A 19,339-nucleotide genomic window follows, 5' to 3' on the forward strand; every position below is an offset into this window, starting at 1 on the left:
GTCTCAGGTGAAGAGCCCCGGATTCACCGAGACGGGACGCGGAAGCGTCGGCCTGATCTCCCGGTAGGCGTTGACCATCGGTGCGATCTCGTGCGGCTCGGCGCCGTGCAGGATCACCGAGTGGCAGCCGAGCTCGATCTCGCGCGCGATCGTCGCGGCGGCGTCCTCCGAGCGACCGCGGGCGGACGCCGAAAGCCACTCGTCGGGCACCAGCTCGGCGATCCGCAGCAGCGTCTCGGTGTCGGCCGACGCGTCGATGGCGCCGGCCGCCGCGGCGGTCGTGAACACCTCCGAGGTCTTCAACCGCTCCCACGGCGCCGGGTCCCAGCCGTTGACCGAGACCAGGGTGTCGCCGTACGCCTGGAAGTAGGTCACCAGGCGACCGACCCCGCGACGCAGCTCGTCCTCCTCGGAGAGCCCGTCCGGGACGGCGGCCAGGCAGGACCAGATGCGTACGGCGTCGGGGTCGCGCCCCGCGCGCTCGGCGCCGCGGCGTACGGCCTCGATCGAGCTCGTGGTCGCCTCCTCCGAGAAGAACGTGTGCATCACGACGAAGTCGCAGAGCTCGCCGGCGAGCGCCATCGTCCTCGGCCCGACCGCCACCAGACCGAGCGGCGGCCCCTCGCCGAGGCCGCTGCGGTTGTGGAGCACCGGCCACTTCCCCGCTGGCCCGTCGTGGTCGAGCACGAAGCCGTCGGCCCACAGCTGGCGCAGGATGCCGATGAAGTCGCGCAGCACCGCCTCCGTCACCAGCGGCTGACCGATCGCCTTCCAGTGCTCGGCCGCGCCCCGACCGAAGGCCATCGCGTAGCGACCCTCGGTCAGGGCGTGCATGGTCGAGCCCATCGTCGCCGTGATGATCGGGTGCCGCATGTGGTGGTTGATGGCCGCGGCCGCGATGCCCAGCGACGGCGCCCGACCCGCGACCGCACCCGCGAGCACCCCCGCCTCCTTGACCGTGAAGCGCTCGCTGATCATGCAGGAGCCCAGGCCGAGCCCTTCGGCGTCGGTGGCCTCCGAGAAGATCTTGCGTGCGTCGGCGGGGTGGTGGGTGATCGCGTAGTAGGCCAGCTCCGTCAGTTGTTCGGGGAGCTGCTCGGTCACGGCTTGTAGATGGACTTCAGCTCGGTGTACTGCGCGAGGCCCTCGGGGCCGAACTCGCGACCGATGCCGGAGTTCTTGAAGCCACCGAACGGCGCCGAGAAGTCCATCGTGTAGGTGTTGACGCCGTACGTGCCGGCGCGCACCTGACGAGCGACGTCGAGACCTGCCTCGACGTCACCGGTCCACACGGTGCCGGCCAGGCCGTACTCCGAGTCGTTGGCGATCCGGACCGCGTCGTCGACGTCGTCGAACGGGATGACCGAGAGGACCGGGCCGAAGATCTCCTCCTGGGCGATCCGCATCCCGTTGTTGACGTTCGCGAAGATCGTCGGGCGGACGTACCAGCCGGACGAGAGCCCGTCGGGCATGCCGTTGCCGCCGAGGACGACGCGGGCGCCCTCCTCCTGGCCGAGCGCGATGTACTTCTCGACGCGCTCCTGCTGGCGCTGCGCGACCATCGGGCCGATCTCGGTGGCGGGGTCGAGCGGGTCGCCGACCTGCATGCCGCCGATGCCGGCCGCGAGGGCCTCGACGACGTTGTCGTAGTTGGCGCGCGAGGCGAGGATCCGGGTCTGGGCGACACAGGCCTGGCCGGAGTTCATCAGCGCGGTGAACTTGAGGCCCTCCACGGTCGCGGCCAGGTCGGCGTCGTCGAGGACGATCGCCGCGGACTTGCCGCCGAGCTCGAGCGAGACGCGCTTGAGCTGCTCACCGCAGACGGCGCCGATCTTGCGACCAGCTGCGGTGGAGCCCGTGAAGGCGACCTTGTCGATGCCCGGGTGCGCCACCAGGTGTTCGCCGACCTCGCGCCCGGCCGCCACGATGTTGACGACACCGGCGGGTACGCCGGCCTCCTGGAGCAGCTCGGCCATCAGGTAGGTGTCGAGCGGGGTCTCCGGGGCGGGCTTGATCACGATCGTGCAGCCGGCCAGCAGCGCGGGGATCAGCTTGGACATGATCGTGAACTGCGGGACGTTCCACGGCGGGATCGCCGCGACGACGCCGACCGGCTCGTGGCGCACGATGACCTCGCCCAGCGAGCCGGCGCGGGTCTCCTCCCACGGGAAGCTGCGGGCGATGGCGAGGAACGCCTCGATCTGCATCCACGGCGCGGGAGCCTGCGCCAGGTTGGAGAACGACAGCGGCGAGCCCATCTCGGTCGAGATGATCTCGGCCATGTCGCCCATCTTGCCGGCGTACAGGTTCGAGAAGTTCTGGACGACCTCGATCCGCTGCTCGGGGCTCATCCGCGGCCACGGGCCGGAGTCGAACGCCCGTCGGGCGGCCGCGACGGCGGCATCGATGTCGGCGACGCTGCCCTCGGGCACGGTCGCGATGACCTGCTCCGAGTGGGGCGACACGACCTGGATGGTGTCGCCACTGGCCGGGGCGGCCCAGTCGCCGTCGATGAAGAAGGTGCTCTGGTCGAGGCTCATCAGGATCTCCTGTGATTGCAGGCGGGTTAGGGGGCGACGCTGAAGAAGTCGGCGAAGCCGGAGGGGTCGTGGCGACCGATGCAGAAGTGCTCGAAGAGGCCGAAGCCCTCGGCACCGCTCTGCCCATTTTCTTGGCTGGTGGCACGCCCGACGTGGTCGACGCAGCCGAACATGAACCGGCCCTTCACGGCGTCGTCGTCCATGTCGTAGGTGAGCCGCTCGGTGAACTTCTCGCCCTTCCAGGTGCCGTGGATCCAGTCCGGGTCACCGCCGTAGCCGCCGCCGACGTGGAGCGGGACGGCGAGCCGAGACTCGACCTCGAACACGAGCGGGGTGCCGTCGGGCGTCGTGCAGCTGATCGTCGCGCCGGTCGGCGTACGGCCACCGGACGTGTAGTGGATCTTCACGAGCGGCCAGCCGAGCTGCTCGACGCGGCCGTCGTTCCAGACCCGCGTGCAGTCGTTGAGGGTGCGGTGACCGTCCGGGCTCTCCTGGATGATCAGGCAGATCGCGTAGTCCTCGAACTGCATCGGGACGTAGAGCCACCACATGCCCTCGAAGGGCGGGTTCGCGGGCGCGCCCGGGGGCTCCGCCTCCCCCACGGGGCGGATCCCCCAGGAGCGGTCCCGGCTGCCGAGCCAGGTGCTGGGGTCGACGGCGATCTCCTCGCCGTCGATCGTGATGGTGCCGCTCCAGGTCCCCATCTGGGCGAACCGCTGGGCGTCGAGCGTCACCCGGCTGCCCGAGCGGAGCACGTGCGGCATCTCCTGGACGACCTCGCAGGTGCCGTCCCAGGTCAGGTCGGCCGAGATGCCCTCGGTCTCCTCCAGGACGACGCGGAGCTGCTTCAGCGGGTCCGGGACGTCGACGCGGAAGTCGCCGACGTGCGGGTTGAGGCGGTCCTGGTCCATCAGGTCGGAGAGGTGCACCGCCGTCTGCTTGCCGTCGCGCGCGACCAGGAAGAAGGCGTCCTTGGTGCCGAGGTTGGGGTAGTAGCCCATCCCGAAGATCACGAAGATGTCGCCGCTGCGGTCGTGGGCGTTGAAGTACCAGCGGTCGTAGAAGTTGCGGTCGCTGCTGTTGGCGTAGGCCATCGGCAGCGGTGCCTGGTGCAGGGGGAACTCGTCGAGAGGCGTGATGTCACTCATGCGCCGACCTCTTCCAGGAGACGCTCGATGAGGGGCTTGCAGTGGAAGAGGGTCTCGATGTCCTCGGGACGCTCGATCTCACCGAAGTGGATCTGCCGGGCGCTGGTGCGCATGAAGACGATGCACCACTGGACGCCGTTGTAGACGTGGTACCACTGCAGGTCTCCGAGCGTGACCCCCGTGAGCCGCTCGTACTCCGCCTTGAGGTCGTCCTCGTGCATGAAGTGCGGCATGCCGTCCATGCCCATCACGCCCGCGATCGACTCGAAGACGCTGTGCGCGAAGGCCATCCACGAGACGTCGAGCTCGCGGGGGCCGATCGCGGCCATCTCCCAGTCGAGCACGGCGACCGGCTCGAAGTCCTGGTACATCATGTTGCCGATGCGGGAGTCGCCCCAGCACAGGACCGTGTCGTCCGGGCTCGGCATGTTGGCCTCGAGCCAGGCGAGCGCGCGCTCGACCATCGGCGAGCGGCCGATGTCGGCGACGGCGAACTCGTACCACTCCTTGGTGCGGGACAGGTTGCGCTCGAGCAGGGTCTCGCCGGCGTGGCCGTGGCGGGCCGGGTCGAGGAAGTCGAACGTGGTCGCGGCGTCGGGGATCGCGTGCAGCTGGGCGAGCACCCGTGCCGAGTTGTCCTGCAGGCGGCGCTGGTCCTCGCGGCTGGCGTCGAACAGCCAGTTGTCACCGAAGTTGTAGGGCAGCACGTCCTGCGGAACGATGCCCTCGATCCGGTCCATCAGGAAGAACGGCGTCCCGAGCACCTCGCCGGTCGGCTCCATCCAGCGCACGGCCGGGACGGGGACGGCGGTCTGCTCCGCCACGATCCGCATCGCGTCGTACTGGTCCTGGAGCTCGTAGTGGGCGAACACCGGGATGTCGTGGGCGGCCGGGGCGACGCGAGCGACGTACTCGCCGTGCTGGGCCTGGCCGTCCTCGGTCCAGTCGACGTCGAGGATGATCGTCTCGGACGACATGCCGTTGGCGTCGATGCCAGCGTGCAGCGTGACGACCGGGTCGGCTCCGGCCGGCAGCAACGGCGCCAGCCACTCGGCCAATCGGGCGGGCAGGGTGGTCGCATCCCTGCTCGAACGCTGCATCTTCATGTCCGCCGGCGGGGGTGCCTGGGTCACGTGCTTTCCTCCCTTGTGTGCGTGTGACCGGGGTCTCACACGCTGAGGCCAGCATCGGTGGAACGTGTTCTAGTTGTCAATGAACCGGGCGGGCTATTCGACACGTGTCAGTTCGCTCAGACGATGTCGGCGACCCGCACGCGGGCCTCGTCGGCCTCCTGGTCGGTGAGCTTGAGCTGGGACTGACGCTCGGCCTCGACGCGACGCAGGTAGTGGTCCACCTCGTCGGCGGTGCGGGCCGCGTCCCAGCCCAGCTCGGCGGCCATCAGCGCGGCGGCGGCGGGGGCTGCGGAGACGCCGCGGTCGAAGGTCTCGATGGAGATCCGGGTACGACGCGTGAGCACGTCGTCGAGGTGCCGGGCGCCCTCGTGGGTGACGGCGTAGACGACCTCGGCTGCGAGGTAGTCCTCGGCGCCCTCGAGCGGCAGCCCGAGGGGACGCCGCGCCTCCACGAGCGCGAGCAGGTCGTCGACGAGACCGCCGTACCGTCCCAGGAGGTGGTCGATGCGGGCGACGTGCAGACCGGACCGCCGCGCAAGCAACACTCTCTGGTTCGCGCGCGTCTCCCAGTCAGCGGCCCCGAGCAACGGCACCCGGTCGGTGATCGAGTCGCGGATGGTGAGGTTGACCGTGGTCTTCAGCGAGTGGGCGGCCGCATCGACGGCATCACGGCCCATCACGCGGTACGTCGTGAGCTTGCCGCCGGCGATCATGACCAGGCCCGGGACCGGTGTGACGACCGTGTGCTCGCGCGAGATCCGCGAGGTCGGCTCGGACTCCCCGGACAGCAGCGGGCGGAGGCCGGCGTACACGCCCTCGACGTCGTCGTGGTCGAGCGGCTCGCGCAGGATGGCGTTGACGTGCTCGAGGATGTAGTCGATGTCGGCCTTCGACGCCGCCGGGTGCGCCTTGTCCAGGCTCCACGGGGTGTCGGTGGTGCCGATGATCCAGTGCCGCCCCCACGGGATGACGAACAGCACGGACTTCTCGGTGCGGACGATGAAGCCCGCCTCGGAGCGGATCCGGTCGCGCGGCACGACCAGGTGGATGCCCTTCGACGCCTGCACGTGCAGCGAGCCGCGGCCGCCGACCATCTCCTGGATCTCGTCGGTCCACACGCCGGCGGCGTTGACCACGACGCGGGCGCGCACCTCGAAGTCCTCCTGGTTCTCCAGGTCCCGAGCGCGTACGCCGACCACGCGCTCCCCCTCGCGCAGGAAGCCCAGCACCTGCACGCGGGTGGCGACGTGGGCGCCGTTCGCGGCCGCCGTACGAGCGACGGTCAGCACCAGCCGGGCGTCGTCGACCTGGCAGTCGTAGTACTTGATCGCGCCGGTGATCGCCTCGGTCTTGAAGTCCGGCGCGATCCGGGCGACCTGGCGGCGGAAGAGGTGCTTGTGCCGCGGGACGCCCATCTCGGACTTGCCGAACATCGCCATCGCGTCGTAGAGCGTGAGACCTGCCCCGACGTACGGCCGCTCCCACCCGCGATGGGTCAGGGGGTAGAGGAACGGCACCGGCCGGACCAGGTGGGGTGCGAGCCGGGTGAGCAGCAGACCGCGCTCCTGGAGCGCCTCGCGGACCAGGCCGAAGTCGAGCATCTCGAGGTAGCGCAGGCCGCCGTGGATCAGCTTGCTGCTGCGGCTGCTGGTGCCGCTCGCGAGGTCGCGCTGCTCGAGGAGGCCGGTGTTGAGGCCCCGGGTGACGGCGTCGAGCGCGGTCCCGGCGCCGACCACACCCCCACCGACGACGAGCACGTCGAGCTCGGCCTGTCCGCCGATCCCCCGCATCGCGGCGAGCGCCTCGTCACGGGCCAGCGGGCTGAGGGCGGAGCTGGTACGGACCATGTGTCCAGTGTCGCAAACGCACATGACGGCAATGTTCCGCGCGGGTCCGCCTCCACCCGGTTGAATGCACCGTGACCACTCGACCGGGGCGCGCGATCGCCGCCGTGGTGGCGCTCGTCGGCGCCGTCGGCCTGCTCGTCGTCGCCGTCGTCGCCGCCTGGGCGATCCGCCCCCAGCCGACCGGTGCGAGCGAGCCGGACGCCGAGGTGACGATCTCCCTGGGCGAGCCGTCCGGTGGTGCGACCCCTCACCCGGCGGACCCCACCGAGCCCGCCCCGCGCACCGCCGACATCGTGATGAGCGGCGACCTGCTGTGGCACAACACGGTCTGGTTCAGCGCGGCCGAGGACCACGCCCGAACCGGCGTCGGCGCACGCTTCGACTTCGACCCGGCGTTCGCGGCGATGAAGCCGGTCGTCGAGTCGGCCGACGTGGCGATCTGCCACGAGGAGGTGCCGTTCGCGGCGCCGGGCGACAAGCTGCGGAGCTATCCGGTCTTCGCGGCGCCGCCGGCGATCGCGCCCTGGATCGGCACCATGGGCTGGGATGCCTGCACGACGGCGTCCAACCACAGCATGGACGCGGGCGTCGACGGGATCCTCCGGACCGCCGACCTCCTCGACGCAGCCGGGGTCGCGCACGTCGGCTCCTTCCGCAGCCCCGAGGAACGCCGTACGCCGGTCATCATCACCACCGACCAGGGCGTCAAGGTCGGCATCGTGGCGGCGACGTACGGGCTGAACGGCTACGTCCTGCCCTCCGGCCAGGAGTGGGCGGTCTCGCAGCTCGGCGACACCGACGACCTGCACGCACAGGCGGCGCGGGCGCGCGCGGCCGGCGCCGACATCGTCGTCGCCCACGTCCACTGGGGCACGGAGTACGACCACCTGCCCGATGCGACGCAGACCGCCCTGGCCCAGGACCTCACCGCCGACCCGGACATCGACCTGGTGCTCGGCGAGCACGCCCACGTCGTCCAGCCGATCACCCGGGTCAACGGCACGTGGGTCGTCTACGGCATGGGCAACATGATCGCCCAGAACGACGTCACCACCCCCGACGCCTACGAGGGCATCACCGTGGAGTTCGGCTTCACGCAGGCGCCCGACGGGACGTACGACGTCACCCGCGCGGCGTACGTGCCGACCCAGTGGAACCACTACGCCCGCGGCAACCCGATCCGCATCGTCGGCGCGAGCGGCGAGCACCTGGCCTCCATCCGGTCCGCGGTCAACGGCCTCGGCCACAACGCGGGACTGATCGAGGACTCCCTGCCCTGAGACCTGTCGGTTCTGCCGGTGCGCTTCGACATCCCCACGTCAGGATGAGCACGAGGCCCATCCCCGTCCGAGGAGCCAGACCATGGAGTACATGTTCCTGATCACCGTCGACGAGTCCCAGGCGACGCCGGCCGACCCCACCGCCGACGGGTTCGAGGACCTGATGGGCGCCTGGTTCGCCTACAACCAGATGCTCGTCGACGGCGGCCACTTCATCACCGGCGCGAGCCTGCGGCCGTCCACGACCGCCACGGTCGCCAACCTCGCGACCGGGACCGTCACCGACGGTCCCTACGTCGAGACCAAGGAGCAGGTCGGCGGTTTCTACCTCGTCGAGGCCCGCGACCTCGACGAGGCGATCATGCTCGCCCAGAAGATGCCCGTCCCGGCGGCGGTCGAGGTCCGCCCGGTGATGTACCGACCGGGGGCGTGACGCTCGACGACGCGCTCACCCGGCTGGCGCGCGAGGACAGCGGGCGGGTGCTCGCCATCCTCGCGCGCCAGCACGGCGACCTCGACCTCGCGGACGAGGCCGTCCAGGACGCCCTGCTCGAAGCCGTGCGCACCTGGCCCGAGCGCGGCGTCCCCGACAACCCTGCGGCCTGGCTGCTGACGGTCGCGCGCCGCCGCGCCGTCGACCGGATCCGGCGTACGACGTCCGCGCGACGCCGCACCGACACGGCGGCGTACGACCTGGCGGAGGCGGCCGAGCCCGCCGCCGACCGCGGCCTGGTGGAGGAGGACCCGGACCAGATGGACGTCTCCGACGAGCAGCTGCGGCTGGTCCTCCTCTGCTGCCACCCGGCGCTCAACCGCGACGCCCAGGTGGCTCTCACCCTGCGCCTGGTCGGCGGCCTGACGACCACCGAGATCGCGGCGGCCTACCTGGTGCCGGAGCCGGCGATCACCCAGCGGATCGTGCGGGCGAAGCGCAAGATCCGCGACGCCGGCATCCCCCTCACCATCCCGGACGCGCTCGACGAGCGGGTCGACACCCTGCTCACCGTGCTCTACCTGGTCTTCAACGAGGGCTACCTCAGCCAGGGCGATCCCGGGCTGCTCCGCGTCGACCTCGCCGACCAGGCGATCCGGCTCACCCGGGTGGTGCGGTCGCTGCTGCCCGAGTCGGGTGAGACCGCGGGCCTGCTCGCTCTCGAGCTCTACCAGCGCGCCCGCTTCGCCACCCGCCTCGACGGCGCCGGCGAACTCGTCCTGCTCGAGCACCAGGACCGCAGCCGGTGGGACGCCGCGATGGTCGCCGAGGCCAACCGCCTCCTCGCCGACGCCCTGCGCGCCGGCCGGCCCGGCGCATTCCAGCTGCAGGCCGTGATCGCTGCCCAGCACGCCAACGCCCGCACGTACGCCGACACCGACTGGCCGGCGATCGTCGGCGCCTACGCGCAGCTCGACGCGCTCACCGGCTCGGCGGTGGTCCGGCTCAACCATGCGGTGGCCGCCGGTCAGGCCGACGGCCCGCACGCCGGGCTGCGACTCCTCGCCACGGTCGAGGGTCTCGACGACTTCCACCTGCTGCACGCGACGCGGGCCGACCTGCTGGCCCGCGCCGGCGAGCCCGACGCGGCGCGGGCGGCGTACGAGACCGCCATCGGGCTGACCACCAACCCGGCCGAGCGCCGCCACCTGGAGCGCCGACGCGATCAGCTGTAGGTGCGCTCCCCCAGTGACGGCCGGTGGTCGCTGGTCATCGTGTGCGTGGCCCGGGTCTGGGCGACCAGCTCGACGTCGAGGTCGGCGATCGCGAGGCCTTCCTCGTCGTCGAGCCGCGCGATCGGCCGACCCTCGGGGTCGTAGACCGCAGACCCACCGATGAACTCGAGGTCGCCGCACCGGCCGGTCAGACCGGAGAAGACGACGTACATGCCGTTCTCCAGCGCCCGCGCCGCGTAGTAGAGGTCGCGCCGGTGCGCACCGCCCGGGAAGTACGCCGCCGAGCTCAGGTAGCCGACCGCGCCGTCGAGCGCCGCGGCCTGGGCGTGCTCGGGGAAGCAGCCGTCGTAGCAGATCGACAGCCCGAGCTGGTGTCCGTCGACGATGATCGAGGCACCGTGGTCACCGGTGGTGAAGGTCGACTTCTCGAGGCCGTCGAGGTGCTGCTTGTCGTACGGCGCCGTGGCGGTCCCGTCGGGTCGCACCACGACCTGCGAGAGCCGCCGCGCGCCGTCACGTCGCAGGGCGGTGCCGACGACGACCGTGACTCCGGGCGCAGCCGCCGACCGCAGCGGGTCGAGCCAGGAGCCGTCCAGGTCGCCCGCGTCGGGCAGCGGTCCGTCGAACGCCGCGACGTCGTACCCCGTCAGGAACGCCTCGGGCAGCACCAGCAGCCGGACGTCCTGGCCGGCCGCCAGGTCGGTGAGCCGAGCCGCCTGGCGGACGTTGGCGTCGAGGTCGCCGGAGACCGAGGCCGCCTGACCCGCTGCCACCCTCATGCCTGGGCCGCCTGGACGGCTTCCTCGAGGCCGCGCGCGGCGAGCCGGTCGGCACGCTCGTTGCCCTCGTCACCTGCGTGGCCCTTGACCCAGTGCCACTCGACGTCGTGGTGGGTGACCGCCTCGACCAGCTGCTGCCAGAGGTCGACGTTCTTCACCGGCTGCTTCGCGCTGGTCCGCCAGCCGTTGCGCTGCCAGGAGATCACCCACGAGGTGATGCCGCTGCGGACGTAGGTGCTGTCGGTGTAGATGTGCACCACGCTGCGCCGCTTGAGGGCCGCGAGCGCCTGGATCGGCGCCATCAGCTCCATCCGGTTGTTGGTGGTGGCGCCGGCCTCGCCGCCGCAGAGCTCGAGCTCGTGCGGACCCTGGCGCAGCAACGCTCCCCAGCCGCCGGGCCCGGGGTTGGGGATGCAGGCGCCGTCGGTGTGGATGACGACCTCGTCCGCCAGGGGGCCGTCACTCAACGACGACCTCGACCCGCTGGAACTCCTTGAGCTCGGTGTAGCCGGTCGTGGCCATCGAGCGCTTGAGGGCGCCGACCAGGTTCATCGTGCCGTCGGCGACGCGGGACGGACCGAAGAGGATCTCCTCGAGCGTGCCGACGGTGTCGAACTGCACGCGCTGGCCGCGCGGGAGGTCGTGGTGGTGGGCCTCGGTGCCCCAGTGGAAGCCGCGACCCGGCGCGTCGGTGGCGCGCGCGAACGGCGAGCCGACCATCACGGCGTCGGCGCCGCAGGCGACCGCCTTGGCGAGGTCGCCGGACTTGCCGATCGAGCCGTCGGCGATGACGTGGACGTAGCGACCGCCGGACTCGTCGAGGTAGTCGCGACGGGCGGCCGCGACGTCGGCCACCGCGGAGGCCATGGGTACGGCGACGCCGAGCACCGTCCGGGTGGTGTGGGCCGCTCCGCCGCCGAAGCCGACGAGCACGCCGGCCGCACCGGTGCGCATCAGGTGGAGCGCGGCCTGGTGGGTCGCGCAGCCCCCGACGACGACCGGGACGTCGAGCTCGTAGATGAACTCCTTGAGGTTGAGCGGCTCGGCCTGCGAGGAGACGTGCTCGGCGGAGACGGTGGTACCGCGGATGACGAACATGTCGACGCCCGCGTCGACCACGGCCTTCGCGAACTCCTTGGTGCGCTGGGGCGAGAGCGACCCGGCGACCGTGACCCCGGACTCGCGGATCTCGCGCAGCCGCTCGGTGATCAGCTCGGGCTTGATCGGCTCGGTGTAGATCTGCTGCAGCCGGCGGGTCGCGTCGACGCCCTGCAAGCCGGCGACCTCCTCGAGCAGGTCGGTCGGGTCCTCGTAGCGGGTCCAGATGCCCTCGAGGTTGAGCACGCCGAGGCCGCCGAAGCGGCCGAGCGCGACCGCCGTGGCCGGCGACATCACCGAGTCCATCGGTGCCGCGAGGATCGGCAGCTCGAACCGGTAGGCGTCGATCTGCCAGGTGGTGCTGACCTCCTCGGGGTCGCGGGTGCGCCGCGACGGCACGATCGCGATGTCGTCGAAGGAGTAGGCACGCCGGCCCCGCTTGGCCCGGCCGATCTCGATGTCCGTCACGCCATGAGTTTCCCATCGGGAGCCGACGGTGTCGAAGCGGGCACCCTCGACCGCCCGGGCGCCGTCAGCTCACGGACGCGCACAGCGCGAAGACCGTGACCCGGACACTGCCCTGGGCGCCGTTGGCCAGCTGCACCACCCAGCCGGACTGGTTGTCGGCGGGGAAGCTCTCCGTGGCGGTCACCGAGGAGCTGGTCACGAAGCCTCCGCCCAGCTCCCGGGCGCGGTAGCCCCCGCCCAGCACGTGGGTGCCCTCAGGGCACGCGACCCGGGCATCGTCGGTCGTGCCGGCGTCGACGACGGTGTCCGTGTACACCTGCTGGTAGCCGGAGACCCCGTCGGCGCCGTCCGCTCCCGCCGCACCCGAGGGACCGGGCGAGCCCGGCGCCCCCGACGGGCCGGCAGGCCCGGAAGGCCCCGCGTCTCCCTGAAGGCCGCGTGGTCCCTGCGAGCCCGCCGCGCCCGACGGGCCCGGCGCACCCGACGGACCCGGCGCACCCGACGGACCGACGTCCCCGGGCTCGCCCGCCGGTCCCCTCGCCCCCGTCGCCCCCGTTGCGCCGGTCGGACCCGTCGCGCCGGTCGGACCCGCGGCGCCCGCCTCGCCCGTCGGACCGGCCTCGCCAGGCTGGCCCTTCTGGTTCCAGGACACGGCCGTCTCCTTGCCGGTGCAGCCCTTGGCCACCTTGGCACCGTCGACCGAGACGATCCGCACCTTGCCGGTCTCGCGCTGGTAGCAGGCACGCACGACCGAGTCGGCGTCGCGCGACACGGCGGAGAACGCCGCCGCCCCGGACATGACCAGCACGGCCGCCGAGACCCCGACCACGACGGTGCGCGAGCGCACCAGCTCCCCGAGCTTCATGACTGTTTCCTCCCGTAATTTGGATACAGGTGGACAGTAATCAATAGACGAGGCCCGCGCAGGCGTTTCGCAGGAGTGCTCAACCGGAGTCGAGGACGGCGCGCAGCGAGCGCCGCAGCCAGGCGGCGTACCGCTCCGTGCTCCAGCCCCGCTGCTGGACGAACGCGAGGTAGGTCTCCGCGAGGGTCAGCACGTAGACCTCGTCGACGACGTCGTCGCCCACCGGACCGGGAGCCAGGAGCCGCACGACCTCGCGGGCCGTCTCGGCGTGCCCGAGCTCCGCTGCTCGCACCAGTCGGCGGAGGTCGGCGTCGTGCTCGGCGCCGGCGGTCATCACCGGCACGAGCGGCGCCATCGGCACCAGCGATGCACAGGCGAAGTCGACCAGCCGGTCGAGACGTACGTCGAGGTCGGGCTCGTCCTCGAGCCGCAGCTCGGCGAAGACGCCGGGCAGGTCCGTGCTGCCCCCGAAGCTCGCCTGCCGGAAGGCAGCCATGAAGAGCCCCGGCTTCCCGTCGAAGGCCTTGGTCACCAGCTCGGTGGAGACACCGGCCTCCGCGGCGACCGCAGCGACCGTCGTCCCGACCCAGCCCCGTTCGGCGAACAGCGCCGCCGCGACCTCGGCCACCCGGGTCCGACGCTCCTGGGCAGCGGCCTGTCGGCGAGTCGTGTCATAACGCCGCGCGGTCACGACGCCACCCTAGGGAACCAGGGCCCCGTCAGGTCACCACGCCCTGCTGGTCTACCGACCGGAGTAGTTGGGCGCCTCGACGGTCATCTGCACGCCGTGCGGGTGGCTCTCCTGGAGCGAGGCCTGGGTGATCCGCACGAACCGGCCGTTCTCCTGCAGGTCACCGATCGTCCGGGAGCCCGTGTAGAACATCGACTGGTTGAGCCCACCGATCAGCTGGTGGGCGACGGCGGAGAGCGGGCCGCGGTAGGCGACCTGGCCCTCGATGCCCTCGGGGACGATCTTGTCGTCGTTCTCGACCTCGGCCTGGAAGTAGCGGTCCTTGGAGTAGGACTTCTTGCCACGGCTCGACATGGCGCCCAGCGAGCCCATGCCGCGGTAGGACTTGAACTGCTTGCCGTTGACGAAGACCAGGTCGCCGGGCGACTCGTCGCAGCCGGCCAGGAGCGAGCCGATCATCACGGTGTCGGCGCCGGCGACCAGCGCCTTGGCGATCTCGCCGGAGTGCTTGAGGCCGCCGTCGGCGATCACCGGGACGCCGGCGGGCTTGCAGGCGAGCGAGGCCTCGTAGACCGCGGTCACCTGGGGTACGCCGACCCCGGTGACGACCCGGGTCGTGCAGATGGAGCCCGGCCCGACCCCGACCTTGACCGCGTCGGAGCCGGCGTCGACGAAGGCCTGGGCGCCCTCGCGGGTCGCGACGTTGCCGCCGATGACCTGGACGTGGCGGGTGGCGGGGTCGCTCTTGAGGCGCTGGACCATGTCGAGCAGCATCCGGACGTTGCCGTGGGCGGTGTCGGCCACGAGCACGTCGACGCCGGCGTCGATCAGGGTGGTCGCGCGCTGCCAGGCGTCGCCGAAGTAGCCGATCGCCGCACCGACCATCAGGCGGCCGGCGGCGTCGTTGGACGCGAGCGGGAACTGCTCGCCCTTCACGAAGTCCTTGACGGTGATCAGGCCGGTGAGGCGGCCCGCGTCGTCGATCAACGGCAGTCGCTCACGCTTGTGCCGGCGCAGCAGCACGGTCGCGTCCTCGCGGGAGATGTCGGAGGGGCCGGTGATGAGCGGCATCGGCGTCATCACCTCGTCGACCTTGGTGGTCGCCCACTCGGCGACCGGGGTGAAGCGCAGGTCGCGGTTGGTGATGATGCCGAGGAGCCGGTTGTCGGTGTCGACCACCGGGAGGCCGGAGACGCGGTACTCGCCGCAGATCCGGTCGAGGTCTTCCAGCGTCCGGTCAGGGGTGATCGTGACCGGGTTGGAGATGATGCCGGTCTGGGTCCGCTTCACGAGGTCGACCTGGTAGGCCTGGTCCTCGATCGAGAGGTTGCGGTGGAGGACGCCGAGGCCGCCTTCGCGGGCCATCGCGATCGCCATCCGGGACTCGGTGACCGTGTCCATGGCGGCGCTGACGAGCGGCACCTTGAGCGAGATCTCGCGGGTGAGCCGCGAGGTGAGGTCGATGTCGGCCGGCGCCAGGTCGGAATGACCGGGCAGCAGGAGGACATCGTCGTAGGTCAGACCCAGTGCGGCGAACTTCTCCGGCAGCTCCACTCCCCCAGCCTACCGGCGCAGCGCGCCTAACTACGAAGCGGCTTGAGGTCGCGGACGGGCACCCGCACCGTGAGGGTGTCGGCGGCCATCCGGATCCGCCCGCGCAGGCCCGCGGCCATCACCATCGGCAGCACCGCCTGGTTGTCGGACCGGGTGGTCAGCACGATCTCGGTGGCACCCAGCGTGTGGGCCAGTCGGGCCGCGTCGACGAGCAGACGGGTGCCGATGCCTCGCCGCTGCCACGCCGGGTCGACGCGCAGCGTCACCGGTCGTACGCCGGGCTCCTCGGCCGCCGGCCGCACCACGGCCAGCCCCACGGGGGTCCCGTCGATCATCGCGGCGACCGAGTCACCGTCCACGGTGTACTCCGGTGTCGCCCCACCACCGACCCGGCGGCTGTGGCTCGGCGACATCGCGCTCTCGCGGCTGCGCTCGAGGACGTCGGAGACCAGGTCGGCGATCGCCGCGCCGCGCGCGTGCTCGGTCGCGGTGAACGGCGCCGAGCGGCGCACCTGCACCTGCACGTCGCCGACGGTCATGTCCATGACGTCGAGGTCCTGACCCCTCCCGGCGGTCGGGTCCGCCTCGGCGTCGAAGAGCCGCGCGACCACCTCGGGGAAGGAGGCCGGCTGGGCCAGGATCGTGCGCGACGCCTGGACGTAGCGCGTCGGCTGGTCGCTCAGCGCGGCCTCGGTGCACGGCCCGGCGCTCACGGACAGGCCACCGCTCCGGCCGATCAGGTCGGCGAGGTCGGCCTCGGTCCAGTCGTCCGGGGTGCTGAGCACCAGCTCGTCGGTCACCGACTCGATGCCCGGGAAGATCTGCAGTCCCAAGATGTTGACGCCGGCCTCGCCACAGGTCGCCGCCAGCATGGCCAGCGCCCCGGGTCGGTCGGGCAGCGTCGTACGTACCCTCCACAACATGGGCCCAGCGTGGCCGCCCGACGTTGCCGGATCGAGACCTCAGTGTTTCCGCAGTGCTACATGTGCCGCGCACCATGCGCACGGTGGGACCTGAGAGGCTGATCGCGTGCTCGGACTCCTGAGGCGCCACCCGGTCGCCGTCGCCGTCGTCCTGGTGTTCCTCGCACGACTCCCCGCACTCACCCGGCCGCTCCGCGCCGACGAGGCGGGCTTCCTGCTCGTGGCGCGGTCGTGGGACCCGCAGCCGGACAGCATGTTCGGGCCCTATTGGGTCGACCGGCCCCCGTTGCTGATCGCGGTCTTCAAGGTCGTCGACCTGACCGGCGGTGAGATCACGCTCCGCCTGCTGGGTGCCGCCGTCGCGGCGGCGGTCGTCGTGCTCGCGGCGTACGTCGCCCGCCTCGCGACCGGCCTGCGAGCGGCACCGTGGGCGGCCTTCATCGCGGCGGCCCTGCTGGCCAACCCGATGATCGACGTCGTCGCGGTCAAGGGCGAGCTGCTGGCGCTCCCCCTCCTGCTCGGCAGCATGCTGCTGACGCTGAGCGCCGTACGCCGCGGCTCGACCTGGTCCGCCTTCGCGGCCGGCCTGGCCGGCGCCACGGCGCTCGGCATCAAGCAGAACCTGGCATCCGCCCTGGTCTTCGCGGCGGTGCTGCTCGTCGCCTCTGCGCTCGCCGGTCGCCTCCACGTCCGCGAGACGCTCCGTCTCGCCGGCGCGGGTGTGGCGGGCGCAGCCGTGCCGGTGCTGGCCACCGTGGGCTGGGCGCTGGAGTCCGGCGTACGACTCTCCACGCTCTGGTACGCCGTCTACGGCTTCCGCACCGATGCAGCCCGGGTGATCGCCGACGGGGCGAGCGACGCCCCGCAGCGCCGGGCCATGATCCTCATCGCGATCGCGATCGGCTGCGGGCTGCTGCCGGTGATCGCGGGGCTCTTCGTACACCTGCGACGGCTCTGGCCCGACGACCCGCCGCTCGTGTCGGCGACGGTCTCGGTGGTGGCGTTCGACGTGGTCGCGCTCGTCGCGGGCGGCAGCTACTGGCAGGACTACCTGGTGCCGCTGGTGCCGAGCGCCGTGCTCTGCGTCGCGCTGGTCGCGGGGCGGCCGGACCGGGCCGGGCGGATCATGCGCGGCGTGGTGGTCGCCTCGGTGGTCTCAGCCGTGCTGGCGATGGTCTTCTGGATCGTCTGGAACGCCACCGGGCAGCAGGAGTTCGACGAGGTCCACACGGGCCGGGCGATCGCCGACGCCGCGGAGCCCGGGGACACCCTGGTCGTCTTCGGCGGACGGGCCGACCTCCAGGACACCAGCGGGCTCTCCTCGCCGTACCCCTACCTCTGGAGCCTGCCGATGCGCACCCGCGACCCGGGGTACGCCGACCTGGCGGCCCTGCTCGGCGGGCCGGACGCGCCGACCTGGCTGGTCGAGTGGGTCGACTTCGACGCCTGGACCGACACCGGCGTCGGTCAGCTCGGGTCGGTCGTCGACCAGCGCTACGTCGAGCACGGCACCGGCTGCAACGGCGGCACCATCTACCTGCTCAAGGGCGTCGAGCGCCCCGAGGTCACTCCCGACTGCGGCTGAAATGACGTCGACCCGCCCGAAAGCTTCGGGCGGGTCAACGTCAGGGGTGGATCAGTGGCCGTGGCCGTGCCCGTGGCCTGCAGCGGCCGGGGCGTCGTCTTCCTCTTCGGGCTTCTCGACGACCAGCGTCTCGGTCGTGAGCAGCATGCCCGCGATCGAGGTGGCGTTGACGAGTGCCGAGCGGGTGACCTTGACCGGGTCCAGGACGCCCTGGGCGACCAGGTCGCCGTACTCCTCGGTGGCGGCGTTGTAGCCGTTGCCGAGGCCGAGCTCGCGGACCTTGGTGGTGACGACGTAGCCGTTGACACCACCGTTCTCGGCGATCCAGCGCAGCGGCTCGTCGGCCGCCTTGCGGACCACGCGGACACCGGTGGCCTCGTCGCCGGTCAGGCCGAGGTCACCCTCGAGCACCGACACGGCGTGGATCAGAGCGGAGCCACCGCCGGGGACGATGCCCTCCTCGATCGCGGCGCGCGTCGCGGACACGGCGTCCTCGATGCGGTGCTTCTTCTCCTTGAGCTCCACCTCGGTGGCGGCGCCGACCTTGATCACGCACACGCCACCGGCGAGCTTCGCGAGGCGCTCCTGGAGCTTCTCGCGGTCCCAGTCGGAGTCGGTGTTCTCGATCTCGGCCTTGATCTGGTTGACGCGGCCCTCGACCTCGGCCGTGTCGCCCGCGCCGTCGACGATGGTGGTGTCGTCCTTGGTGACGACCACGCGACGCGCCTGACCGAGCACCTCGAGACCGACCTGGTCGAGCTTGAGGCCGACCTCGGGAGCCACGATCTGGCCGCCGGTCAGGGTCGCGATGTCCTGCATCATCGCCTTGCGACGGTCGCCGAAGGCCGGAGCCTTCACCGCCACGGCGTTGAAGGTGCCGCGGATCTTGTTGACGACCAGCGTCGAGAGCGCCTCGCCGTCGACGTCCTCGGCGAGGATGAAGAGCGGCTTGCCGGCGGCGATGACCTTCTCGAGCAGGGGGAGCAGGTCGGAGACCGACGAGATCTTGCCCTGGTGCAGAAGGATGTAGGGGTCGTCGAGGACGGCCTCCATGCGCTCCGGGTCGGAGACGAAGTACTGGCTGATGTAGCCCTTGTCGAACTGCATGCCCTCGGTGAACTCGAGCTCGGTGCCCATGGTGTTGGACTCCTCGACCGTGATCACGCCGTCCTTGCCGACCTTGTCGAAGGCCTGCGAGAGCAGGTCGCCGATCACGGCGTCGCGGCTCGAGATGGTCGCGACCGACGCCATGTCCTCGACGGACTCGACCTCGCGCGCGGCCTCCTTGAGGGCGTCGCCCACGGCCTCGGCCGCGGCGTCCATGCCCCGCTTGAGGCCCATCGGGTTGGCACCCGCGGCGACGGCGCGCAGGCCCTCGTGGACCATCGCCTGCGCGAGCACGGTGGCCGTGGTGGTGCCGTCACCGGCGATGTCGTTGGTCTTGGTGGCGACTTCCTTGCACAGCTGCGCACCGAGGTTCTCGAACGGGTCGTCCAGCTCGATCTCACGGGCGACGGTGACACCGTCGTTCGTGATGGTCGGGGCGCCCCACTTCTTGTCGAGGACGACGTAGCGGCCCTTGGGGCCGAGCGTCACCTTGACGGCGTTGGCGAGCTTGTCCACGCCGCGCTCGAGGCTGCGGCGGGCGTTCTCGTCGAACTCCAGGATCTTGGGCATTTCTCTCCTACGTCAGAAAAACAAGATCGGGTCGTGCGCCTGACAACGGCCGAAGGACCGTCGTCAGGCACACGACCCGTCAG

17 protein-coding genes are annotated in these 19,339 nt (G+C 71.4%); 4 read left to right on the top strand and 13 right to left on the bottom strand.

The features are described from left to right. Window positions 1–3: 3 nt before the first annotated feature. The 5 genes from ABLE68_RS03085 to ABLE68_RS03105 form a co-directional block, all read right to left on the bottom strand. The gene (locus tag ABLE68_RS03085) at window positions 4–1,104 is read right to left on the bottom strand and encodes a TIGR03857 family LLM class F420-dependent oxidoreductase (protein WP_348869716.1); all 1,101 of its coding nucleotides are present in this window, start codon (window positions 1,102–1,104) and stop codon (window positions 4–6) included. Beyond that, complete coding sequence (locus tag ABLE68_RS03090) at window positions 1,101–2,540, bottom strand: aldehyde dehydrogenase (RefSeq protein WP_348869717.1); 1,440 nt, start codon at window positions 2,538–2,540, stop codon at window positions 1,101–1,103. Before ABLE68_RS03090 ends, ABLE68_RS03085 begins: the two co-directional genes overlap by 4 nt. A 26-nt stretch (window positions 2,541–2,566) precedes the next feature. Beyond that, window positions 2,567–3,688, bottom strand: coding sequence for an Rv3169 family protein (locus ABLE68_RS03095; protein ID WP_348869719.1), 1,122 nt, complete (start codon window positions 3,686–3,688; stop codon window positions 2,567–2,569). Further along, entirely contained in the window at window positions 3,685–4,821 is a 1,137-nt protein-coding gene (locus ABLE68_RS03100; protein WP_348869720.1) for a phosphotransferase family protein, read from the bottom strand. Before ABLE68_RS03100 ends, ABLE68_RS03095 begins: the two co-directional genes overlap by 4 nt. Before the next feature lie 116 nt (window positions 4,822–4,937). Next, on the bottom strand, window positions 4,938–6,668 hold the full coding sequence (locus ABLE68_RS03105) for a glycerol-3-phosphate dehydrogenase/oxidase (RefSeq protein ID WP_348869721.1): 1,731 nt from the start codon (window positions 6,666–6,668) through the stop codon (window positions 4,938–4,940). A gap of 71 nt (window positions 6,669–6,739) precedes the next feature. Here ABLE68_RS03105 and ABLE68_RS03110 point away from each other — a divergent pair, with 71 nt between their 5' ends. The 3 genes from ABLE68_RS03110 to ABLE68_RS03120 all read left to right on the top strand — a co-directional run bounded on the left by ABLE68_RS03110 (window position 6,740) and on the right by ABLE68_RS03120 (window position 9,616). Continuing rightward, a complete protein-coding gene (locus ABLE68_RS03110) occupies window positions 6,740–7,948 on the top strand; it encodes a CapA family protein (RefSeq protein ID WP_348869722.1) in 1,209 nt (402 codons plus the stop codon). A gap of 82 nt (window positions 7,949–8,030) precedes the next feature. Continuing rightward, window positions 8,031–8,381, top strand: coding sequence for a YciI family protein (locus tag ABLE68_RS03115; protein ID WP_348869723.1), 351 nt, complete (start codon window positions 8,031–8,033; stop codon window positions 8,379–8,381). Then, window positions 8,378–9,616: an RNA polymerase sigma factor gene (locus ABLE68_RS03120; protein WP_348869724.1), complete on the top strand. Its 1,239-nt coding sequence runs from the start codon at window positions 8,378–8,380 to the stop codon at window positions 9,614–9,616. Before ABLE68_RS03115 ends, ABLE68_RS03120 begins: the two co-directional genes overlap by 4 nt. Here the strand turns inward: ABLE68_RS03120 and ABLE68_RS03125 are convergent. From ABLE68_RS03125 to ABLE68_RS03155, 7 genes are all read right to left on the bottom strand, one after another. Continuing rightward, complete coding sequence (locus tag ABLE68_RS03125) at window positions 9,607–10,395, bottom strand: carbon-nitrogen hydrolase family protein (protein WP_348869726.1); 789 nt, start codon at window positions 10,393–10,395, stop codon at window positions 9,607–9,609. The genes ABLE68_RS03120 and ABLE68_RS03125 overlap by 10 nt on opposite strands. Next, window positions 10,392–10,862, bottom strand: a complete 471-nt coding sequence (gene rnhA, locus ABLE68_RS03130; RefSeq protein ID WP_425475605.1) for a ribonuclease HI — start codon at window positions 10,860–10,862, stop codon at window positions 10,392–10,394. The genes ABLE68_RS03125 and rnhA overlap by 4 nt, the downstream gene beginning before the upstream one ends. Beyond that, a complete protein-coding gene (locus ABLE68_RS03135; protein ID WP_348869727.1) occupies window positions 10,855–11,961 on the bottom strand; it encodes a GuaB3 family IMP dehydrogenase-related protein in 1,107 nt (368 codons plus the stop codon). Before ABLE68_RS03135 ends, rnhA begins: the two co-directional genes overlap by 8 nt. Before the next feature lie 64 nt (window positions 11,962–12,025). Further along, on the bottom strand, window positions 12,026–12,826 hold the full coding sequence (locus ABLE68_RS03140) for a collagen-like domain-containing protein (RefSeq protein WP_348869729.1): 801 nt from the start codon (window positions 12,824–12,826) through the stop codon (window positions 12,026–12,028). 79 nt (window positions 12,827–12,905) lie between these two features. Then, a complete protein-coding gene (locus tag ABLE68_RS03145; RefSeq protein WP_348869730.1) occupies window positions 12,906–13,517 on the bottom strand; it encodes a TetR family transcriptional regulator in 612 nt (203 codons plus the stop codon). Window positions 13,518–13,568: 51 nt separating this feature from the next. Next, entirely contained in the window at window positions 13,569–15,071 is a 1,503-nt protein-coding gene (gene guaB / locus ABLE68_RS03150) for an IMP dehydrogenase (RefSeq protein ID WP_348869731.1), read from the bottom strand. Window positions 15,072–15,097: 26 nt separating this feature from the next. Next, window positions 15,098–15,994, bottom strand: coding sequence for a GNAT family N-acetyltransferase (locus tag ABLE68_RS03155; RefSeq protein ID WP_348869732.1), 897 nt, complete (start codon window positions 15,992–15,994; stop codon window positions 15,098–15,100). 106 nt (window positions 15,995–16,100) lie between these two features. Between ABLE68_RS03155 and ABLE68_RS03160 the strand changes: the two genes are divergently transcribed. Continuing rightward, on the top strand, window positions 16,101–17,579 hold the full coding sequence (locus ABLE68_RS03160) for a hypothetical protein (RefSeq protein ID WP_348869733.1): 1,479 nt from the start codon (window positions 16,101–16,103) through the stop codon (window positions 17,577–17,579). A 51-nt stretch (window positions 17,580–17,630) separates the two neighbouring features. Here the strand turns inward: ABLE68_RS03160 and groL are convergent, their stop codons facing one another. Next, the gene (gene groL, locus ABLE68_RS03165) at window positions 17,631–19,256 is read right to left on the bottom strand and encodes a chaperonin GroEL (protein ID WP_348869734.1); all 1,626 of its coding nucleotides are present in this window, start codon (window positions 19,254–19,256) and stop codon (window positions 17,631–17,633) included. Window positions 19,257–19,339: the final 83 nt, after the last annotated feature.

Source organism: Nocardioides pollutisoli, from assembly GCF_040045055.1.
Lineage (GTDB): Bacteria > Actinomycetota > Actinomycetes > Propionibacteriales > Nocardioidaceae > Nocardioides > Nocardioides tweenelious.

Coding starts and splice junctions, on each gene's coding strand:
- ABLE68_RS03095 (WP_348869719.1), bottom strand. CDS start 3,688: ATGAGTGACATCACGCCTCTCGACGAGTTCCCCCTGCACCAGGCACCG.
- ABLE68_RS03115 (WP_348869723.1), top strand. CDS start 8,031: ATGGAGTACATGTTCCTGATCACCGTCGACGAGTCCCAGGCGACGCCG.
- ABLE68_RS03125 (WP_348869726.1), bottom strand. CDS start 10,395: ATGAGGGTGGCAGCGGGTCAGGCGGCCTCGGTCTCCGGCGACCTCGAC.
- ABLE68_RS03105 (WP_348869721.1), bottom strand. CDS start 6,668: ATGGTCCGTACCAGCTCCGCCCTCAGCCCGCTGGCCCGTGACGAGGCG.
- ABLE68_RS03090 (WP_348869717.1), bottom strand. CDS start 2,540: ATGAGCCTCGACCAGAGCACCTTCTTCATCGACGGCGACTGGGCCGCC.
- ABLE68_RS03155 (WP_348869732.1), bottom strand. CDS start 15,994: ATGTTGTGGAGGGTACGTACGACGCTGCCCGACCGACCCGGGGCGCTG.
- ABLE68_RS03140 (WP_348869729.1), bottom strand. CDS start 12,826: ATGAAGCTCGGGGAGCTGGTGCGCTCGCGCACCGTCGTGGTCGGGGTC.
- groL (WP_348869734.1), bottom strand. CDS start 19,256: ATGCCCAAGATCCTGGAGTTCGACGAGAACGCCCGCCGCAGCCTCGAG.